Genomic DNA, 20261 nt, shown 5'->3' on the forward strand with positions numbered 1-20261 from the left:
AGGCGCATGAGCCAGGATTTTTATGTCCGCTTCTGGGGCGTGCGCGGCTCCATCGCCGTCGGCTCGGCCGATGTGATGCGCTATGGCGGCAATACCTCCTGCCTGGAAATCCGCTGCGGCGAGCATGTGCTGGTATTCGACAGCGGCACCGGCATCCGTGCGCTGGGCAATTTGCTGCAGCGCCAGGCGCCGATCAACGCCGATGTCTTCCTCACCCATACGCATTACGACCATGTTTGCGGCATGCCGCATTTCTGCCCGTTCTTCGATCCGCGCAATACATTCCGCATCCATTCCGGCCATGTTACCGATACCGGCGGTATCAAGAGCGTGCTGAAGCAGTTGATGACCTCGCCGCTTTTCCCGGTGCCGCTGGAAATCTTCCAGGCGAATCTGAGTTTCCATGATTTCCGCCAAGGCGAGGTGATCGAGCCGGCGCCTGGCATCAAAGTGCGCACCGCGCCGCTCAGCCATCCCGATCTTGCCACCGGCTACCGCGTCGAATTCCAGGGCAAGTCGATCTGCTACCTCACCGATACCGAGCATCCGCCGGAAGGATTCTGCGCCGAGCTGGCCGAATTCGTGCGCGGCGCCGATATCGTGGTCTATGACTCGATGTATACGCCGGCGCAGTACAAGACGCGCAAGGGCTGGGGCCATTCCACCTGGGAGGCTGGCGTTGCCTTGTGCGACGCCGCCAAGGCCAAGACCTATGTGGTGTTTCACCACGAGCCCGAGCATGACGATGCCGCCATGGATGCCATCGCCGCCGATGTCGAGGTGGCGCGGCCTGGCTCTGTGGTGGCGCGCGAGGGCATGGTGCTGCGGCCCTGATGACGCCGCGTATCTACTGGCGCCGCCTGCGCATGGGGCTTGAAACGCTGTTCGGCCTCCGCCGTCAGGGTTTTTTCATTCCCTATCGCTATGCCGATGGTATTGCGCCCGCGCAGCCGCTCTATGCTGAAGTGGCGACGCTGATGCAGGGGCGCGAAGCGGCGTTCCGCGAGGTGCTGGCCGGCATCGCAGAGCATGCGGCGGATTTCGCCGGCTTCAAGGGCAGCCCGCGTTTCGAGCAGGACTGGTTCCCCACCCTGGATGCGGCGGCAGCCTATACGCTGGTGCGGCGCTGGCAACCCGGCCGCATTGTCGAGGTCGGCTCCGGCCATTCCACCCGCTTCATGGCCCGCGCCGTGAGCGATGGCGCGCTCCACACCAGTATCACCGCGATCGACCCGGCGCCGCGCGCCTCGCTGAAAGGCCTGGCAGTGGATTTCCGCCCCGGCATCGCCCAGAGCGCCGACCCGGCAATCTTCGATGCCTTGCTGGCCAACGACCTGCTGTTCATCGATTCCAGCCATATCCTGATGCCGGGCAGCGATGTGGACTGGCTGTTCAACCGCGTGCTGCCCAGGCTGCCCTCGGGCTGCCATGTGCATATCCACGATATCTTCCTGCCCGATGATTATCCCGCCGACTGGCTGTGGCGCGGCTATAACGAGCAGCAGGCTTTGCCGCTGCTGCTGGCCGGCGGCGGCTGGCGACTGGATTTCGCCAGCCATTATGCCGCGACAAGGCTTACCAAAGAGGTGGATCAGGCATTGGGGCCGCTGCCGCGCGCCGCCGGCGCCCGCCCGGCCAGTATCTGGCTGACGCGGCTTTAGCCGCGCAGGACGATAGCAATCTTGGCTTCCAACTGCTGCGGCGTCACCGGCTTCACCAGATAGGCGTTCACGCCGACATCGCGCGCCTTGATCACATAGTCGCGCTCGCCATGGCCGGTGATCATGATCGCCGGGGTGTCGCTCGGTGTCGCCCAGGGCAGGTCGCCGGAGCGCAGCTTGGCGACCAGGGCGGCACCGCTATTCCCGGTCATGGCGTAATCGGTAAGCAGCAGATGGAAGGATTGCTTGTTCAGCAGTTCCTCGGCCTCGCGTGCGCTATGCGCGGTATGCAGATCGGCAAAACCCATGCGCCGCAGCATGCGCGACAGCAGGTCGATCATTTCGCTCTGGTCATCGACAATCAGGACACGGTAGGCGGCAAAGGATTGGCGGCTCATGCGGGCGGCGTTTCGCTGGAGAGGAGGGTTCCGATCTTGCTCAGCAGCCGGTCGAGGTCGACCGGCTTGGTGTCGTAGTCGGCGCAGCCGGCGGCGAGGCATTTCTCGCGGTCGGTGGCCAGCGCATGGGCGGTGAGCGCGATGACCGGGATCTGTGTCATCAAAGGGTCGGCCTTCAGCCGCCGCGTCGTCTCCAGCCCGTCGATGCCTTCGCCAAGCCCGATATCCATCAGCACCAGATCCGGCATCTCGCGCGGCGCCACATCCAGGCATTCCTCGCCGGTGATGGCGAAGCAGACGGCGAAGCCGCGCTTGGCCAGGCGTCGGCCCAGCATGTCGCGGTTCATTTCGTTGTCTTCGACAATCAGGATCTTGGTCATGCCGCTTCAACTTCCGCCAGCCGCGCCGGCATGGTGAATTCGAACACCGAGCCTTCGCCGACCTTGGAGCGGGCGGTGATATCGCCGCCGAGCAGGCGGGCGATCTTGCGGCTTAAGGCAAGGCCGAGGCCGGTGCCGCCGAAATGCCGCGCGGTGTTGCTGTCGCCCTGATTGAATTCATCGAAGATATTATCGATCTGGTCCTCGGGGATGCCGATGCCGGTATCGGTGACGGTGAAGCGCAGCCAGTCGGCACCGTCGCGCTGTTCCGAGGTGACGCGGATCACCACGCTGCCATCGCGGGTGAACTTGGCGGCATTGGACAGCAGGTTGATGATGGTCTGGCGTGCCTTGGTCACGTCGGTCCACAGCGTCTGCACCGTGGCGTCGTTCTCCATGATGAACCGGTTGCCGTTCTTTTCCATCAGGCGGCGGATCACGGCGCCGACATCGCCCATCAGGTCGGGCAGCGTGACATGCTCCGGCGTCACTTCCATCTTGCCGGCCTCGATCTTGGTGATGTCGAGGATGTCGTTGATCAGCGCCAGGATGTGACGGCCGGCGGTGCGGATCTTGCCGAGGTCGTCGGCGTAGATCTTGTTGCCCTCCTCCTCGGCTTCTTCCAGCAGGATTTCGGAATAGCCGATGATGGCGTTCAGCGGCGTGCGCAGCTCATGGCTCATCGAGGCGAGGAAATCGGTTTTGGCGTTGCTGGCGAGTTCGGCCTGTTCCTTAGCCTTGGCCAGTTCACGCTCCACCTTCATGCGCTCTTCCATCGGCATGATGGCGTTGATCCAGGCGTCGCCGCCGCCGAACTTGATCGGCTTGCAGGAAACCAGGGCCCAGAAGGTGTTGCCATCGGCGCCGTTGAACAGCACCTGCATTTCCGGCACGGCTTCGTTGCGCAACTGGCAGCCGGCGAGATAGCGGAAATCCTCGTCGCGCGCGAAGTAGCGGCGGTTCGATATGTCGGGGTTGTTGAGGTCCTGCGGCTTGAGGCCGAAGACCCGCATCGCCGAGGGGCTGGCGAACAAAGCCATTTCGCCGCGCGTCACCACCAGCGGGAAGGGCAGGGCTTCCATCAGGCCGCGCTGGGCGCTGGCGATGGCTTCCTGGGCATTCAGGCGGTCCTGCAGGGCGCGGCGCGACACATCGGTGCGCACATGCTCGACGAAGGCCAGCCAGTTGAAGCGCAGCACCTGGGCATAGGCGATGATGCCCATCACCACGCCGAAGGTGACGACGCGGTTCGGCGTGCGGTCGAACACCACGCCGCAGACCAGCAGCACGATGCCGAGCGGCAGGCCGAAGCTGACGCCGCTGCTCGGCATGCGCGAGAGCGCCGAGCCGCCGCCCACCATCATCACGCCCATGATGCCGACGAACATCGATTGTTCCTGGGCGTTGAGATGCGGGAACGTCATGATACAGGCAGTTGCCCAGGTGAGGCCGAGCAGCAGGGCATGGATGCTGGCGCGGCGCACGCGGCCGCGGCTCACCCGCTGCGGGGCCGGCGCATCGGCATATTTGCGCCAGTTCATCAGCATCGGCAGCATCAGCAGCGTGATGATGGCGTAGGGCAGGTAGACGTAGTGGTTCAGAAAGACGTGCGGGGCATTGAGGATGCTGGCAGCCATGCAGAGCAGGTTGCCGAAGACCATGAACGGCACCATCTTGACCAGATGCACCGCCTGATGGACCCGAATCTCGTCGGTATTCTCCTTGTGCCGGAGAAATTCGACCCTGGGCACTTAAGCCATCCCCGCTTGCCAACAACGCAGGCCATATGATGCTCCCCGCCCACGGAAATGGAAAGGGAAAACAACCACCAAGGGTTGCTGAACTTTTAGGCGCAAAGCGGCGGCATCAACGATAGGGATCGGCTGCGTCGCGCAACCCGTCGCCGAAGAAGTTGAAGGCCAAAACCACCAGGACGACCGGAATGGCCGGGGCCATCAGCCACGGGTAAAGCGCCACCACGTTGATATTCTGCGCCTCGTTCAGCAGCACGCCCCAGGAGGTGATTGGCGGCCGCAGGCCAAGGCCGAGGAAGGACAAAGCCGTCTCGCCCAGGATCATGGACGGGATCGACAGCGTTGCCGAGGCGATCAGGTGGCTCATGAAGCTTGGCATCAGGTGACGGCCGATAATGCGGCTGGGGCTGGCGCCCATGAGCTGCGCGGCAGTGCAGAAATCCTCCTCGCGCAAGCTGAGCAGTTTGGAGCGCACGGCGCGGGCGAGGCCCGGCCAGTCGAGTAGGCCGAGGATGATGGTGATGCCGAAATAGACCAGGATCGGCGACCAGGTGACCGGCAGGGCGGCGGATAGCGCCATCCAGAGCGGCAGTTCGGGCAAACTTCGGATGATTTCGATCATGCGCTGGATCACATTGTCGATCCAGCCGCCGTAATAGCCAGAGATGCCGCCCAGCACGATGCCGATGATGAAGCTGATGGCGATGCCGATCAGGCCGACGGTAAGCGAGATGCGGGTGCCGTAGACGATGCGGGAGTAGATGTCGCGCCCGAGCCGGTCGGTGCCCATCAGGTAGAAATGCCCATCCTCCGCCGGGCAGACGAAGTGGAAGCGCATCGGGATCATGCCCCAGAACTGGTAGGCATCGCCCTGGCAGAAGAAGCGCAGCGGCAGCACGCGCCGCGTATCCTCGGTATATTCGCGTTTCAGCGTATCGACATTGAGCTTGAAGCGCAGGCCATAGACAAACGGGCCGACGAACTCGCCCTCATGGAACAGGTGGATCTCGCTCGGCGGCGCGTAGATGGCGCGGGCGTTGCGAGTCTGCACATTGTAAGGCGCGATGAATTCGGAAATCAGCGTCGAGCCATAGATCAGCAGCAGGATCACGGCGCTCCAGACGCCGAGGCGGTGGCGCTTGAACTTCCACCACATCATCTGCCATTGCGAAGCTTGGTAGTAGCGCTCCTGCTCCGGCGACAGCTTCTCGACGGAATAGGGATCGAAGGGCTCCTTCGAGACCCAGTGTTGCAGGCGGGTGTCGTTGGTGCTGTCGGTCATGCTACTTGGCCTTGCCGCCGGTGAGCCGGATGCGCGGATCGAGCAGGGCCAGCAGAATATCGGAAACCAGCATGCCGAACACGGTCAGCACCGCCAGGAACATCAGGAACGAGCCGGCGAGATACTGATCCAGCGATTGCAGCGCGCCGAGCAGCATCGGGCCTGCGGTCGGCAGGCTCATCACCACCGAAACGATCACCGAGCCGGACACCATATGCGGCAGCAGGTTGCCGATATCGGCGATGAACGGATTCAGCGCCATGCGGATCGGGTATTTCACCAGCAGCTTAATCGGTGGCACGCCCTTGGCGCGCGCGGTGGTGACATACTGCTTCTGCAATTCATCTAGCAGGTTGGCGCGCAGGCGGCGGATCATCGCCGCCGTGCCGGACGTGCCGATCACCACCACCGGCACGATCATATGTGCCATCAGCGACTTGAATTTCTCCCAGCCCCAGGGTGCATCAATCAGATGCTCGTCCACCAGGCCGCCGATGCTCATGCCGAACCAGATGTTGAAATAATACAGCATCACCAAAGCGAGCAGGAAATTCGGCGTCGCGAGGCCGAGATAGCCGAGCAGGGTGAAGCCGTAATCGCCCCAGCTATATTGCCGCGTGGCGGAATAGACGCCGATCGGGAAGGAGACGATGTAGACGAACAGGATGGTGAAGAAATTGATCACCGCCGTCATCACCAGGCGGTCGCCGATCAACTCGCTCACCGGCCGGTTATACTCGAACGACCAGCCCCAATCGCCCTGCAGCAGGCCGGCAAAGCCGTTCGGGCCAGGAATGAAGCCCATCCAGATGGCGTATTGCTCGATCAGGCTGCGGTCCAGTGCATATTGGTGGCGCAGGTATTCGGCACGCTCCATCGCCGAGCCTTCGCCCTGGGCGCGCAGCTCGGCAATCTGGTTGCTGAGGAAGTCGCCGGGCGGCAGCTTGATGATGATGAAGATCAAGGCGCTGATGATCAGCAAGGTCGGGATCATCAGCAGCAGCCGGCGGGCCAGGTACATCAGCATGGAATGGCGCTCACTGCTTCATCCAGAAAATTTCCGGCCGGTACATGCCGATCAGTGCGCCGGGATCCCAGTTGTAGATGCCTTCATCGGGCACATTGGCCAGCTTGCGGTTCACCACGATCGGCTGGAACACGCCGGTGATCACGCCGATGGTGTACATCTGGTCCATATGGATGGTGAGCATGCGGTGCCAGATCTGCTCGCGCGTCGTCAGGTCGCCGGCCTCGGTCCAGTCCTCGTTCAGCTTCAGCAGTTCCTTGGCCTCGGTCATGTCCGGCGCTTCGCCATTCTGGCCCTTGGTCTCATAGAACTGGCCCCATTTCGGCCATTGCAACTGGAACTGCGAGGTCGGCGCCAGTTCGGACGGGCTGGCGGCGGCATTCGGCACGCCATTCTCCAGGCCCGACCACACGCTCATCAATGCCTCGCCGGCGAAGATGCGGTTGCGCAGCACGTCGCGCTGGCTCGGCTTCGGGAACATCTTGATGCCGAGCTTGAGCCAGCTTTCGGCGATCAGTTCCAGGATGTCGATCTGCTCGGAAACCTCGCCGGCGGTCTCGATGATGATTTCCATCGGTCGGCCATCGGGCAGCAGGCGGATGCCATCGGCGCCACGCTTGGCAAGCCCCAGTTCATCCAGCAGCTTGTTCGCCTTGGCGATGTCGAACTCGATGTCGCGGGTCTGATACATCGGGCGGAACAGCGGGCTGTCGGGCAGCACGGTGTTGTTGGCTTCCTGCGCCAGGCCGTAGAACAGCGACTGGTTCACCGCCTCGCGGTCGATGCCATGCGAGAGCGCGCGGCGGAAGCGCACGTCGCGCACCAGCTTGCGCCAAGTGGCATCATTCACGTTGAAATTCGGGAAGATGGTGAAATGCGAGCCCTTGGCGGTCTTCCACAGCAGGGTGCGGTAACCGGCGCGCTTCTCGTTCTCTTTCAGGAAGGTGAAATTGGAGAAGGCGATGGTGCGGAACTGCACATCGGCCTCGCCGGCACCGGCCTTGGCCGGGATCAGCTTCGGGTCGGCCTGGGCCAGCACCACGCGGTCGAGATAGGGCAGTTGTACGCCATTGGCATCGACGCGGTGGTAATAGGGATTGCGCACGGCAACGAAGCGGATCGATGGCGGCCGGGTCTGGATCATCCAGGCATCCAGCGTCGGCAGGTCCGGGTTGTCGTTCTCCACCATGTTGTCGATCTTGTTGTGCAACGCCGCCCAGTTGGCGCGCTTCTCGGCCGCCGCCAGCTTCGCCAGCGCCGCCGGATCGGCGTATTTGGCGTGGTATTTCTTCAGGTAGGTGGAGGGGCGGTAGAGATAGAAGGCCGAGGTGCCGGCAATGCGCGGCAGGAAGCGCGGGTTGCGCTGCTTCCAGCTATAGCGGACGGTATAGGCGTCGGGGAATTCCACCAGCGGCCGCTCGCCATCCACCAGCAGGTCGACCGGCGGGCCCGAAGGGCTCAATTCCGGATTGTTGGCGATATCTTCCCAGTAGTAGCGGAAATCCTCCGCCGTGAAGGGCGAGCCATCGGACCATTTATGGCCCTTGCGCAGATGGAAGGTGAAAACCCGCTCGTCCTCCACCTCGAAGCGTTCGCAGAGGTCCGGCACGAAATCGTATTTCTCGTTATAGACCACCAGGCGGTTGTAGCTGATGGTGTTGAGCAGTCGCAATTCGCGGGCGCGGCCGATCAGGGTGCGCATTTCGCCACCCTGCTGGCCGATCTTGTAGGGCGGCTTGAACTCCACCAGCATCGGCTTTTCCGGCAGCCGCTTTTCAATCGGCGGCAGCTTGCCGGCGCCGACATCGGCGGCCAGCGAAGCGGTTTCCTTCAGCGTCACCTGTGCCCAGGCTGCCGTGGTGGATGTGGTAGTGAGAGCGGCGAGCAGAAGGGCGGCGCGGGCGAAGTGTTTCATGCCACAAGCTCCCGGGCATCGGCGGAAGCCGCAGCCCGAACGTAATGGCCCTCGCCGAGATCGATCAGGGCGGGGCGCGTGGTGCCATCAATGGTGAAAGGGGCGGGCCAGGCTGCGGGGATGGAGGCCTTGCCTTCCATCAGCAGCTTGAGATCGAGCCGGGCATTCGGATCCGGCTTCGGCACGGCGGCAAGCAATGCCTTGGTGTAGGGATGCACCGGGCGCTTGAACAGCAATTCGCGCGGCGCCAGTTCCACCAGCCGGCCGGCGCACATCACCGCGATGCGGTCGGCGATATAATCGACCACGGCGAGATTGTGCGAGATGAACAGGTAGGTGAGGCCGAGTTCCTTCTTCAGGTCCTTCAGCAGGTTCAGTACCTGGGCCTGGATCGACACGTCGAGTGCCGAAACCGGCTCGTCGCAGATCAGCAATTCCGGCTGCAAGGCGAGCGCGCGGGCGATGCCGATGCGCTGGCGCTGGCCGCCGGAGAAACTGTGCGGATAGCGGCGCAGGTGGCGCACATCCAGGCCGACCAGGGTCATCAATTCCTTCACGCGCTCGAACCGCTCCGTTTCGTCGCCGATCTGGTGGATCACCAGCGGCTCGGACACGATGTCGAACACCGTCATGCGCGGATTGAGCGAGGAGAACGGGTCCTGGAAGATGAACTGCACCTTGCGGCGGAAGTCGAACAGCGCCTGGCCTTCCAGTTGCAGCACATCAACATCCTGATCGCCGCCATGGAAGCGGATGCTGCCTTCGTCCGGCGTCAGCGCCCGCATGATCATCTTGCTGGTGGTGGTCTTGCCGCAGCCGCTTTCGCCCACCAGCCCTAAGCATTCGCCGCGCTGCACGGCGAAGCTGACATCATCCACCGCCAGCGCCACGGCATTCGACTTGCCACTGAAAAAACCGCCCTTGCGGATGGAGAAGCGCTTGGTCAGGCCGCTCACTTCCAAGAGCGGCTTGCCGGCCTGTTCGGCCACGGGTGCGCGGCGCTTCAGCATACCGCCAACTTCCGCCTTGATTTCGCGGATCGGCACCAGCCGTTCGCCCGGCTTCATGTCGAAGCGCGGCACGGCATTCAGCAGCGCCTTGAGATAGGGATGTTCGGGATGGCGGAAGATGTCGTCGAGCGAACCGCGCTCCATCACCTTGCCGTGGTACATCACCACAATCTCGTCGGCCATGTTGGCAACAACACCGAGATCATGGGTGATCATCAGCACTGCCATGCCGAGTTCGGTCTGCAGGTCCTTGATCAGTTTCAGGATCTGCGCCTGGATCGTCACGTCCAGCGCCGTGGTCGGCTCGTCGGCGATCAGCAGGGCCGGGCGGCAGACCAGCGCCATGGCGATCATGGCGCGCTGGCGCAGGCCACCGGAAAGCTCGAAGGCATAGGTGTTCATGGCGCGGGCCGGATCGGGGAAGCCGACCAGGCGCAGCATGTCGGTGGCGAGCTTGTCGGCCTCTTCCTGGCTGGCGTTGCGGTGCAGCCGCAGGGCTTCCGTCACCTGGTTGCCGATGGTGTGCAGCGGCGACAGCGAGGTCATCGGCTCCTGGAAGATGATCGAGAGGCGGCCGCCCTGCAGCTTGCGCATCTCATCGCCATCGCGCTGCAGCTTGGCGATATCGACAATGGTGCCGCTCCGCGCCGGGTCGCGGAACAGGATCTCGCCGCTGGCGATGTGTGCCGCCCGCGGCAGGATGCCCATGATCGCCTGGCTGACCACTGACTTGCCGCTGCCGGACTCGCCCACCAAAGCCACGGTCTTGCCCTGTGGGACGCGGAAGCTGATGCCATCCACCGCCTTGATCACGCCTTCGGAGACGCGGAACTGCACCCGCAGGTCGCGAACGTCGATCACCGGGGTGAAGTCATCGGCGGCACTCATGCCCTGGCCTCGTCGTGCAAGGCGCCGGCCTGCAGCAGGCGGGCATTGTTCAAGGTGTCGGCATCCGGCGTCAGGCCAAGTTTGTCAGCAGCCGCCAGAGCCACGGCAGCAAGACGCTCGAATCCCTCAAGGTCGCTATCGGCGCGCAATGTTGTTCCCCCGCGGCCCGTTATACTCACCGTCATCCAGCCGCCGCTGCGGTCGCGCCTGGTGGAGTAGTAGCGCAGCCGGACGCTGCGTAATTCCTCCCAGGCCACGCGCCGCCGAGACGCCAGGCCCCAGCGACTGATCCGTGCCACGCCCAGGTCGTCGAGTTCGAACTCGATCTGTTGGCGCCACAGCGTGTGGCAGCCCAGCCAGGCCAGCAGCAGGCTCACGCCGCCAAGTAGGAAAAAGATGACAGATATAGGGGAGTTAAACAACATCAGAGCGAGGCAAAAGGCGAGCGCGGGCCAGGCGCGGAGATGGTCGCGCCAGAGGTGATGCAGCGGGTAGTACAGCCGGGTCATGACAGGGATATTACGTGCAAAAATTAACCCGGTGGCGGCCCGGCGCCGAAGGCCGTATCGATATCCACCCAGAACGCGGCGCGATGCGCCTGGGTATGGGCAATGAAGCGGGCGGTGAAAGCCCAGGTCGCCTCATCCTGCTGCGCATGGTGGGTGAGCAGGCCGAGCGGCTCGGCATCAGGGGTTTCCCGCGCCAGACGAAGCTGGCGCAGCGCCTGGTCGAGGCAGGCGGCTTCACCGAGAAAACCCGCACCCTGGCGCCAATCCACCGGATCGAGATGGGTATTCACCTGCATCAGGCCCGGCGCCGCCCATGCTTCCTCGCGCGCCTTGTAGGTGGAAAGGCCATGCAGCCCCAGGCGCGGCAGATGTGGCAGCAGGGCGGGCGCGATGCGGTTCCAGGGCGGCACCAGCACCGGGCGCAGGCCGATACCGAACAGTTTTTTCAAGCTTTCGCGGCCCTGGCGCAGGTCGGCCAGGGCTTCCTGGGCCGGGCGGGCACTGGGGAATTCCGCCTTCTTCTCGCCCGCCGGGGCATGGTTCCGGTGCGCGAAACCATGTTGCAGTACAGCAATCGAGTCACGGCCCCGCAGCGCCTGGGCCAGCTCGGCGCCGGCGCGGGCTGGGATCACCGCCAGGCTGAGCGGCGCAGCGTTTGCCGCCTGCAGGTCCAGCAGCCGCTGCAATTCTGGCGTCAGTGCGCCGGCATCATCGTCGCGCCACCAGAACAGGGCTTTGCGGCCCAGCGTCGCCCAGGCATCGAGTTCGGCATCAAGTGCTGCCCAGTTACTCACGCGAGCAGCCGGTGGAGAAGGGCAGCCGTGTTGGCGGCGCCATCCAGGTCCAGCACCGGCTTGTCGGGCAAAGCCATGTCCAGGGCGCGGTCGACAGCCTCGGCCAGCGCCGCCGGCGTTGCCTCGGACTCGCGCAGGGCCTGCACTGCGCCGCGCTGGCGCAGCAGGTCGGCGCGCAGGGCCTGCTCGGTCTCGTCGCCGCCCGAGAACGGCACCACCACGGCGCGGGCGCGGGCGGCGAGTGTTTCCATCACCGTGTTGTAGCCGGCCTTGCTGATCGAGACGCGGCAATGCCGCAGCATGCTGGGGAAATCCGGCCGCGCCCAATCGACGATCACGCCATCGGGTGCCATGGCGCGCAAGGCCGCCACATCCTCGGCGCTTTCCTGCCGGCTTACCAGCAGGCGCCAGGTGAGATCGCGCGCCCGCGAGAGTGGCCGCGCGGCGATGGCCGTGCGGAACAGCGGCATGCCGACCGCGCCGCCGCCGGCCGAGACCAGCACTTCATCGCGCCCGGCCTCGGTCGGCTGCAATTCGGATTGCTCGACGATATAGCCGGTGTAATGCAACGGGGTGGTGATGCGGCCAGCCAGCGGGAAAGTCTGCTCGAACGGGATGAAACGCGGGTCGCCGTGGATCAGCGTGCCGTCGTAATGGTTTTCCAGCCAGGCCAGCACATCCAGGTCGCGCTCTGGCTTGGTGCGGTCGACCAGGATGTCGCGCACCGAACTCAGCACCAGCGGGCGCGCTTTGCTCGAACGGATATGCGCCAGCCAGGGCAGCAATTCATGCCGCATCGGCCGGCGCGCATAGGGAAACAGTTCGGTGATCACGGCCGCCGGCTGGAACTCATCGAACAGGCGGTAAAGCTCGGCGCGGCGCTGTTCCCACCAGGCATCATCGACGCGGTTGCCGGCGAAATCGAGGATGATGCGGAAACTGGCATCGGCGGCGCGAGCCGGCGGCAATTGTGCGAAGCGGATACCATCCAGCTTGCCCAGTGTCGGATCGGGATAGCCGCCGGAAACCAGCAGCACCTCGAAGTCGGCGCGGGCCAGCGCGCGGGCAATCGCGGCGACGCGGTGCAGATGGCCGACGCCAAGCAGATGCTGCACATAGATCAGGACTTTGGCACTCATCGCGGCACCAGCGGAATATTCATCTGTTCGGGGCGCGGCAAGCCGTCGGCCTCCAGGCGGAAGACATGCAGGCAGGTCCAGTCCAGCTTCACCGGCGGCTTGCCCAGCATCGGCCAGTCATAGGCCAGCGCCAGTATGGCACGGATTACGCCCTTGTGGCTCATGGCGCCGCAATTCACGCCGGCTTCGGCACGGGCGCGCAGCCAGGGCTTGAGGCGGTCCTGCACCTGGCGCGGGCTTTCGCCATTCGGCGGCTGCAGGTCCAGGCCGCGCGATTCATTCTCCAGGAAATCGCCGAGATGACTCAGGTCGTCCAGCGTCTTGCCTTCATACTCGCCCCAATGGGTCTCGATCAATGCGGCGTCAGGCGCCGGTTCAAGGCCGAGGGCTTTTGCCGTCTGCCGCGTGCGGATCAGCGGGCTGGTGAACCACGGCCAGGCATCGTAGGGCGCAGGCAGCTTCTGCTGTTGCAGTTTCGCCAGCGCGCTATCGAGTGCCGGAATATCGGCGCGGCCTTGCAGCCGGCCGGCTTCGTTCCAGGCGGTGCGGGTATGGCGGTAGAGCGCGAGCAGCGTCATGCCGGCAGGCCGAGTTTACGGAACACGGCATGGAAATGGCGCTGCGCCGCCGGGATGTCATGCTCCATGGCGACATTGCTCAGTGCCGCCTCGCGCATGCGTGCCAGCCGGCCCGGCGCATCCAGCAGGTCGCCGAGCGCCACCGCCATCGCCGGCCAATCATCCATCGGCGTCAGCCAGCCGGTTTCGCCGGTCTTGACGATATCGGGCACGCCGCGCGTATCGGAAGCCAGCACCGGCAGGCCGCAGGCCTGGGCTTCCAGCAAGGCCATGCCATAGGCCTCATTCACCGCCGGCCAGACATAGAGATCGCTCACGGCATAGACGCCTGCGAGTTCTTCCGGCGTCAGCAGCCCGGTGAAGGTGGCGCGCGCACCAAGCGGCGCCAGGGCGGCTTCCACATCGGCGCGTGCCGAGCCGTCCCCCACCACCAGCAGCCGCCAGGGTTTATGCAGCGCGCGGCGCAGCACGTCGCCGAGCGCGCGGAAGGAGGCAAGCTTGTCGCCCGGCCGCATCATGCCGACAGCCAGCAGCCAGGGCTCGTCGGTGGGCAGGCGATAGCGCTGGCCCCAGACCGGGCGCAGCGCATCGCGGTGCGCCAGCACGCGGGCATAGGGTTGCGCATCGAGGAAGGGCGGCAGCGAATACACCCGCTCCGCGCCGGCCAGGCGCTCGACGCAGGTGCGGTCCAGGTTGGTGAGGCAGAACAGCGCATCGGCCATGCGGATGGCATTGGCCGCCTGCACATAGCCCTTGGCCCAGGCGGAATTGGCGCGCTTCGGTGCCACCGAAGGCTCGGCGATCACGTAAGGCTTGCCGAAGCGCTGCTTCAGCGCCGGGCCGATATAATCGGCGGCCTTGTGATAGACGTGATAGGTGAAGAACAGGTCCGGCAAGGACGCCGGCGGGCCGGAGAAAACCCGCGTCAGGCGCGAGACTTCGGCGGTGCTGGCGTCCGCGATGCCGGTTTCGCGTGCCGGATTGCCATCGCTGTTATAGGTGCGCAGATCGGAGATCACCTGCACCTCATGGCCCATGCCCTGCAACGCCGCCATCAGCAGCCGCGCCATGCGGCGGTCGCCGGATGGCGAAGGATGGTCGGGCGGTTTCAGCGGGGCGTAGAAGCCAATGCGCATCGCTACACTGCCTCCAGGCCGAAGCGCCGCGCCAGGTCGGCAATGCCGGCCTGCATGCTGAAAGTCTCGCGCACCCGGTTTGCTCCGGCTTCGCCCAAGCCTTGGCGCAAGGCCGGATCGGTGATCAGGCGCTGAAGGGCAGCGGCGAGCGCCGTTGCATCTTCGGGCGGCACCAGCAGCCCGGTTCGTTCCGGCTGGATCAGTTCGGGAATGGCGGAGAGATCGGTGCTGACGCAGGCGAGCCCCTGGCTCTGCGCTTCCATCAGCACATTCGGCAGGCCATCCATGTCGCCATCGCCATCCTGTCGGCTCGCCAGCGCGAACAGATCGGCCTGACGATAGGCCTCGATCACCGCATCCTGGGCCTGGGCGCCACGCCAGGCGATACGGTCGGCAAGGCCGAGCCGCTGCGCCTGTTGTTTCAGCGCCGGCAACAATGGCCCGCCGCCGATATGCTCGAAACGCCAATGCAGGTCGCGCGGCAGCTTTGCCAGGGCATCGAGCAGAATGTCGTAGCCCTTCTTGGCGACCGCGCGGCCGACCGAGACCAGCCGCACCGGATCGGCGGCGTCGCTGCCATCGCGCGCCGGGCGCGCTGCGGGTGGCGAAGGAAAGCGGCTGGCATCGATGCCGTGATAGACCAGGCTGACTTTCTCTGCGGCATTGATGCTGCGCAGATGCGCGATGTTATGCGCGTTGCAGGTGACGGCCCATTGGCAATCGGCAAGTTTCTCCTGCTTCTCCCAGGCTGGCGTGGTCCACAGGTCGCGGGCATGGGCCGAGGCGGTCCAGGGCAGGCCACAGAGATGCGCCGCGTAGCGCGCCACCGAGCCTGGTGTGTGCACGAAATGCGCATGGATATGGCGATAACGCGCGGGCAGTTCGGCGGCCAGCACCAGGGCCTGACCGAGCCGGCGGGCCCGGTTCGGCGTCAGGTCGCGCAGCAGGTCGCGCCACCACAGTTTCAACGTTTCGCCATAGCCGGGCAGGCGACGGGCCTGCCACCAGCCGCGCAGCACGCGCAGCGGTTCCTGGTAGAGATATTCCGGCAGATACAGGATCGGCGCACGGATGGCGTCGTTCAGCGCATGGCGCTTCTTATCGGTGGGATGGCGCAGCGAGACGATCATGATCTCGAGGCCAAGTTTTTCCAGCGCGGCGATTTCCTGGGCGATGAAGGTCTCTGAGAGACGCGGATAGCCCTTGAGCACAAAAGCGACGGGAACTGGACTCACGCGCGGAACTCGACCACCTGGCCGGTCGGGGCTTCGCGCGGGGTCGGGCGCAGCCAGGGATGCACCAGACGGTTCACATTCTCCAGGCCTTCCAGCAGGCCCGGAATCACCACTTCGGAAGGCAGGCGCTGGCGCGGCAGGGCGCGGATCGCCGCCGACATCTCGGCTGCGTCATAGCGCTCGTCATCTTCCAGCATGCGGACCAGGCCCAGCTCCTGGGCGCGGGCGGCGCGGATATACTGCTCCATGCGCGGCTTCTTGCGCGGCACGATGATGGCGCGCTTGTTCAGCGACAGGATCTCGCAGAAGGTGTTGTAGCCGCCCATGGCGATGACACCGACGGCATTCTGCACCAGATGCTCCATATGGGCATCGAAGGTGATGGCCTCGACGCGCGGCAGCCGTGCCACGCGGGCGAGGAATTCCGCCCGGCGCTCGCGCTGCATGAACGGGCCCAGCACCAGCAGGGCCGGGTAGGGCAGCATCTCGTTGCTCTCATAGGCGCGCAGCACCCATTCGATCAGGCCTTCGCCATCGCCGCCGCCGCCCGGCGTCACCAGCAGGAACGGGCGCTGGGTGATTTCGGGCAACTGGTGCTCGTTCGGCGGCTCACCGGAGGTGCGCGGCAGGTAGCCGGTATAGACGATCTTGCGCGCCACCTTCTCGGGCAGGTCGATGCCTTCCAGCGGGTCGCAGAATTGTGGCAGGCCGTAGACCCAGATCTGGTCATAGAGATTGCGCAAAGCCGGCATCACATTTTTACGCCGCCATTCCGGCTCCAGCGCCTTCGGCTCGTCCATCACGTCGCGCAGGCCCAGTACCAGCTTGGTGCCCCGGGTCTTGAGCATGCGCAGCGTATCGGCAACCTCACCGCGCAGACCCAGGGGCTCCTTATCGACGATAAAGATATCGGGATCGAAAGCCTGGGCGGTGTGCTGGATGATCTCGGCCCGCAGCTTCAGCGTATCCTCGATATGGATCGGCAGGCTCAGCGAGGTGTATTGCCCGTCGCGTAGCTTGATCACGCCGGGAATGCGCACGAAATCGACCCGGCTGCGGAAATCGAAACTGCCAATGATCGGTGAGCCGGACAGGATCAGCACCGACATATCCGGATTGTTCTCGACCAGGGCATGGCCAAGGGTACGGCAACGGCGCAAATGGCCGAGGCCGAACGTGTCGTGGCTGTAGATCAGCACACGCGTTCCGTCGCTACGCGACACCATGAGAACCCCCCGAGGGTCGAAACTTGCCCCGACTATGGCATGCCGGCCGGGGCCGGGCCAAGGGGTAACGGGGGGAGCTAACGTGTTAATATTCCATACACAAGTATAAGAATCTGAAGGCCGGGGTGCCGGTTGGCGGCGGCCTGCCGGCTGTTATAGAGTGGCCGGAACCCGCAGGGGGCAAGGCGTGGAAAAGAACCTATACAAATTCATCATCAAGCATTCGTTGCGTCAGCAGGTGATCATTACCCTGCTATCGGTCGCATCCTTCATTCCCTACTACTATTACCTGTCGATGCCCAAGACGATCATCAACGAGGGCATCGCGGGCAAGGGCGTGCATTACCCCGTCGACCTCTTCGGCCTCGGCATCGTGGATCTCGGCAAGGTCGATTACCTGATGGTCCTGTGCCTTGGCTTCCTGTTCCTTGTGCTGGTGCAGCAGGCATTCAAATACGCTATCAACGTGTTCCAGGGCATTGCCGGCGAACGCATGCTGCGTCGCCTGCGCTATGACCTCTACTGCCATGTGCTGCGCTTTCCGCTGCCGACTTTCCGCAAGACCAGCCAGGGCGAAATCATTCCGATGATCATCGCCGAGGTGGAGCCGGTTGGCGGCTTCATCGGCGAAAGCTTCGCGCTGCCGATCTTCCAGGGCGGCATGCTGCTGGTGATCTTCGGCTTCCTGCTGATTCAGAATCCGGTGATGGCGCTGGCGGCGGTGGCGCTGTATCCGATCCAGTTCTACATCGTGCCGAAGCTGCAGCGCCGCGTGCGCGCGCTGGGCAAGGAGCGCATCAAGAACCAGCGCCGGCTCTCGGACCGCATCGGCGAGACGGTGACCGGTGTGGTCGAACTGCATACCCATGACGGTTCCAACCGCATGCTGGCGGATTTCTCCAAGAAGCTCGGCGTCAGCTACTGGATCCGCGTCGAAATCTTCCAGCGCAAGTTCGTCATCAAGTTCGTCAACAATTTCATCCAGCAGCTTGGGCCGTTCTTCTTCTACACCATCGGCGGCTATTTCGTGATCAAGGGCCAGATGGATGTGGGTACCGTGATCGCGGCGGTGAACGCGCATAAGGAAATGGCGGCGCCGTGGAAGGAGCTGCTGAACCACTACCAGACCCGCGAGGATGTGAAGCAGAAATACGAACAGGTGGTGAGCCAGTTCGAGCCGCAGGGCCTCAAGCCCGCGACCGACATCCTGGAAGAGCCCGCCGAGCCGGTGTCGCTGGCCGGCCCGATTGTCACCAGCAGCCTGGCCTTGAGCGACGACCAGGGCGTGACGGTGCTGGACAATGTCGGTGTCACCTTGCCCTGGCCGGCACGCGTCGCCGTGGTTGGCGGCAGCGGACGCGAGGAATTCCTCCAGACCCTGGCGCGGCTGCATGAGCCGACACGCGGCAAGGTGTCGATCAATGGCTGCGTGCTGGCCGACCTGCCGGAAACCGTCACCGGGCGTCAGCTCGCCTATGTCGGCGCTTCGGCGCATATCTTCAACGCCACGCTGGGCGACAACCTGTTCCTCGGCCTGCGCCAGCGCCCGGTGCATGAGAAGCAGCGCGATGACGAAGCCAAGCGCCTCTATGCCCGCGAGATGACCGAACTGCAGGCATCCGGCAATATCCTCTACGATGTCGATGCCGATTGGACCGATTACCGCCGCGCCGGCGCGGAAAGCCCGGAGCAACTGACCCAGCGCGCCATCCAGGCGCTGCAAGTCGCGGCCTTCGACGACGACGTGTATCAGCTAGGCATGCGCGGCACGATCAATCCGAAGCAGCAATTCCGGCTGGCGGAACAGGTGCTGGAGGCCCGGCGTGCCTTCCGCTCGCGGCTGGCCGATAGCGACATTGCCGATCTGGTCGAGGGCTGGGATCCCGGGCGCTACAATTCCAACGCCACGGTGGCGGAAAACCTGATGTTCGGCACCGCGCGCGACGGCGCTTATGATGTCGACAACCTGTCGCGCGATCCGCATATCCTGAAAGTGCTCGATGAAGTGGGCCTGCGCGACCGCTTCGTGCAGATCGGCTATGACGTGGCCTCCACCATGGTCGAATTGTTCGCTGACCTGCCGCCGGACCATGAATTCTTCCAGCAATTCAGTTTCATCTCGTCGGAAGACCTGCCGGAATACAAGGACATGCTGGCGCGCGCGCGGCCCGATGCGCTGGGCCAGTTGCGCGAGGAAGACCGCGTGCGGCTGATGTCGCTGCCGTTCAAGCTGATCCTAGCGCGGCATCGCTTGGGCCATTTCGACGAGGCCGAGCGCGAACAGATCCTCAAGGCGCGCAAGATTTTCGCCGACACGCTGCCGCCGGAACGCCGCGCCAGCATTGCCTTTTTCGATCCCGAGACCTTCAACGCCTCGGCCAGCATCGTCGACAACATCCTGTTCGGCCGGGTCGCCTATGGCCAGGCCCAGGCGCAGGAGAAGATCGGTCGCGTGATGGCCGATGTGATCGAGCAGGGCGGCCTGCGCGAACCGATCATCGCCGTCGGCTTCCAGTTCGAGGTCGGCATTGCCGGTGCCCGGCTCGGCGCGGCGCAGCGTCAGAAGCTGGCGATTGCGCGCGCCTTGCTGAAACAGCCGGACTGGCTGATGCTGTCGGAAAGCACCGCCTCGCTCGATCCGCGCAGCCATGCCGCCGTGCTGCGGCAGATGCTGGAGCAGCGCCAGGGCGCCGGCCTGGTCTGGTCTTTGCAGCGCGCCGCCGATGCGGCTGGATTCGATATGGTGCTGGTATTCGAGGAAGGCCATCTGGTTGCCCAGGGCAATTTCGCCGAACTGGCCGAACATAACGCGCGATTCAAACATCTGCTGGCCGGCTGAGCCGCCGCAGGAGCGAAAGGATTGAGCCATGAGCCTGAACGAAGAAGTGGAAGCCCTGCGGCGTATCCCGCTTTTCGCCAAGATCGAGCCGGCCAAGCTCAAGCTTCTGGCCTTCACCAGCCAGCGCATCACCTACAAGCCGGGCGACGTGCTGTTCAATCAGGGCGATCCCGGCGATGCCGCCTATGTCATCTTCGGCGGTGAGGCCGATGTTTCGGTCAACACGCCGAATGGCCCGCTCACCGTGGCGCGGCTGAAGCAGAATGATTTCGTCGGCGAAATCGCCATCCTCTGCGACGTGCCGCGCACCGCTACCGTCACCGCCAAGACCGAGCTGGTGACCTTGCGCATCGCCAAGGACCTGTTCTTCCGCCTGATCAACGATTTCCCGCAGATTGCCATCGAGATCATGCGCGTGCTGGCGCAGCGCCTGGAGCGCACCACCGCCGACCTGCGCGCTGCTGCCGCAAAGAATTCGTGATCGGGTGAG

General features: G+C 64.3%; 18 protein-coding genes. 4 read left to right on the plus strand and 14 right to left on the minus strand.

The features are described from left to right. The first annotated feature begins 6 nt into the window (after nt 1-6). Together V6B08_RS11150 and V6B08_RS11155 are read left to right on the plus strand one after the other, a co-directional pair. Nucleotides 7-834, plus strand: coding sequence for an MBL fold metallo-hydrolase (locus tag V6B08_RS11150; RefSeq protein ID WP_341980645.1), 828 nt, complete (start codon nt 7-9; stop codon nt 832-834). After that, complete coding sequence (locus V6B08_RS11155) at nt 834-1661, plus strand: class I SAM-dependent methyltransferase (RefSeq protein ID WP_341980647.1); 828 nt, start codon at nt 834-836, stop codon at nt 1659-1661. The genes V6B08_RS11150 and V6B08_RS11155 overlap by 1 nt, the downstream gene beginning before the upstream one ends. On the opposite strand, the gene V6B08_RS11160 is transcribed toward V6B08_RS11155, so the two are convergent. The 14 genes from V6B08_RS11160 to V6B08_RS11225 form a co-directional block, all read right to left on the minus strand. Continuing rightward, complete coding sequence (locus V6B08_RS11160) at nt 1658-2059, minus strand: response regulator (protein WP_341980649.1); 402 nt, start codon at nt 2057-2059, stop codon at nt 1658-1660. The two genes, V6B08_RS11155 and V6B08_RS11160, sit on opposite strands and share 4 nt — an antisense overlap. Beyond that, complete coding sequence (locus tag V6B08_RS11165) at nt 2056-2439, minus strand: response regulator (RefSeq protein WP_341980650.1); 384 nt, start codon at nt 2437-2439, stop codon at nt 2056-2058. Before V6B08_RS11165 ends, V6B08_RS11160 begins: the two co-directional genes overlap by 4 nt. Beyond that, on the minus strand, nt 2436-4190 hold the full coding sequence (locus V6B08_RS11170) for an ATP-binding protein (protein WP_341980653.1): 1755 nt from the start codon (nt 4188-4190) through the stop codon (nt 2436-2438). Before V6B08_RS11170 ends, V6B08_RS11165 begins: the two co-directional genes overlap by 4 nt. 115 nt (nt 4191-4305) lie before the next feature. Further along, nucleotides 4306-5475, minus strand: coding sequence for an ABC transporter permease (locus V6B08_RS11175; protein WP_341980654.1), 1170 nt, complete (start codon nt 5473-5475; stop codon nt 4306-4308). Nucleotide 5476: 1 nt separating this feature from the next. Next, nucleotides 5477-6502, minus strand: a complete 1026-nt coding sequence (locus V6B08_RS11180; RefSeq protein WP_341980657.1) for an ABC transporter permease — start codon at nt 6500-6502, stop codon at nt 5477-5479. 10 nt (nt 6503-6512) lie between these two features. Then, a complete protein-coding gene (locus V6B08_RS11185; RefSeq protein WP_341980660.1) occupies nt 6513-8417 on the minus strand; it encodes an ABC transporter substrate-binding protein in 1905 nt (634 codons plus the stop codon). Continuing rightward, on the minus strand, nt 8414-10315 hold the full coding sequence (locus V6B08_RS11190) for an ABC transporter ATP-binding protein (RefSeq protein WP_341980662.1): 1902 nt from the start codon (nt 10313-10315) through the stop codon (nt 8414-8416). Before V6B08_RS11190 ends, V6B08_RS11185 begins: the two co-directional genes overlap by 4 nt. Further along, entirely contained in the window at nt 10312-10824 is a 513-nt protein-coding gene (locus V6B08_RS11195; RefSeq protein ID WP_341980664.1) for a hypothetical protein, read from the minus strand. The genes V6B08_RS11190 and V6B08_RS11195 overlap by 4 nt, the downstream gene beginning before the upstream one ends. Before the next feature lie 23 nt (nt 10825-10847). After that, complete coding sequence (locus V6B08_RS11200; protein WP_341980666.1) at nt 10848-11618, minus strand: polysaccharide deacetylase family protein; 771 nt, start codon at nt 11616-11618, stop codon at nt 10848-10850. Beyond that, nucleotides 11615-12757 carry a glycosyltransferase family protein gene (locus V6B08_RS11205; protein ID WP_341980668.1) on the minus strand — a complete coding sequence of 381 codons (1143 nt, stop codon included), beginning with the start codon at nt 12755-12757 and terminating at the stop codon, nt 11615-11617. Before V6B08_RS11205 ends, V6B08_RS11200 begins: the two co-directional genes overlap by 4 nt. After that, nucleotides 12754-13335, minus strand: a complete 582-nt coding sequence (locus V6B08_RS11210) for a histidine phosphatase family protein (RefSeq protein ID WP_341980670.1) — start codon at nt 13333-13335, stop codon at nt 12754-12756. The genes V6B08_RS11205 and V6B08_RS11210 overlap by 4 nt, the downstream gene beginning before the upstream one ends. Next, on the minus strand, nt 13332-14471 hold the full coding sequence (locus tag V6B08_RS11215) for a glycosyltransferase family 4 protein (RefSeq protein ID WP_341980672.1): 1140 nt from the start codon (nt 14469-14471) through the stop codon (nt 13332-13334). Before V6B08_RS11215 ends, V6B08_RS11210 begins: the two co-directional genes overlap by 4 nt. Before the next feature lie 2 nt (nt 14472-14473). Next, nucleotides 14474-15706, minus strand: coding sequence for a glycosyltransferase family 4 protein (locus tag V6B08_RS11220; RefSeq protein WP_341980674.1), 1233 nt, complete (start codon nt 15704-15706; stop codon nt 14474-14476). Further along, entirely contained in the window at nt 15703-16932 is a 1230-nt protein-coding gene (locus tag V6B08_RS11225) for a glycosyltransferase family protein (protein ID WP_341980676.1), read from the minus strand. Before V6B08_RS11225 ends, V6B08_RS11220 begins: the two co-directional genes overlap by 4 nt. A gap of 187 nt (nt 16933-17119) precedes the next feature. On the opposite strand from V6B08_RS11225, the gene V6B08_RS11230 reads away from it, so the two are divergent. After that, the gene (locus V6B08_RS11230) at nt 17120-19771 is read left to right on the plus strand and encodes an ABC transporter transmembrane domain-containing protein (protein ID WP_341980678.1); all 2652 of its coding nucleotides are present in this window, start codon (nt 17120-17122) and stop codon (nt 19769-19771) included. 28 nt (nt 19772-19799) lie between these two features. Continuing rightward, a complete protein-coding gene (locus tag V6B08_RS11235) occupies nt 19800-20252 on the plus strand; it encodes a cyclic nucleotide-binding domain-containing protein (RefSeq protein ID WP_341980680.1) in 453 nt (150 codons plus the stop codon). Nucleotides 20253-20261 lie beyond the last annotated feature (9 nt).

The organism is Ferrovibrio sp. MS7 (assembly GCF_038404985.1).
GTDB classification, from domain to species: Bacteria; Pseudomonadota; Alphaproteobacteria; order Ferrovibrionales; family Ferrovibrionaceae; genus Ferrovibrio; species Ferrovibrio plantarum.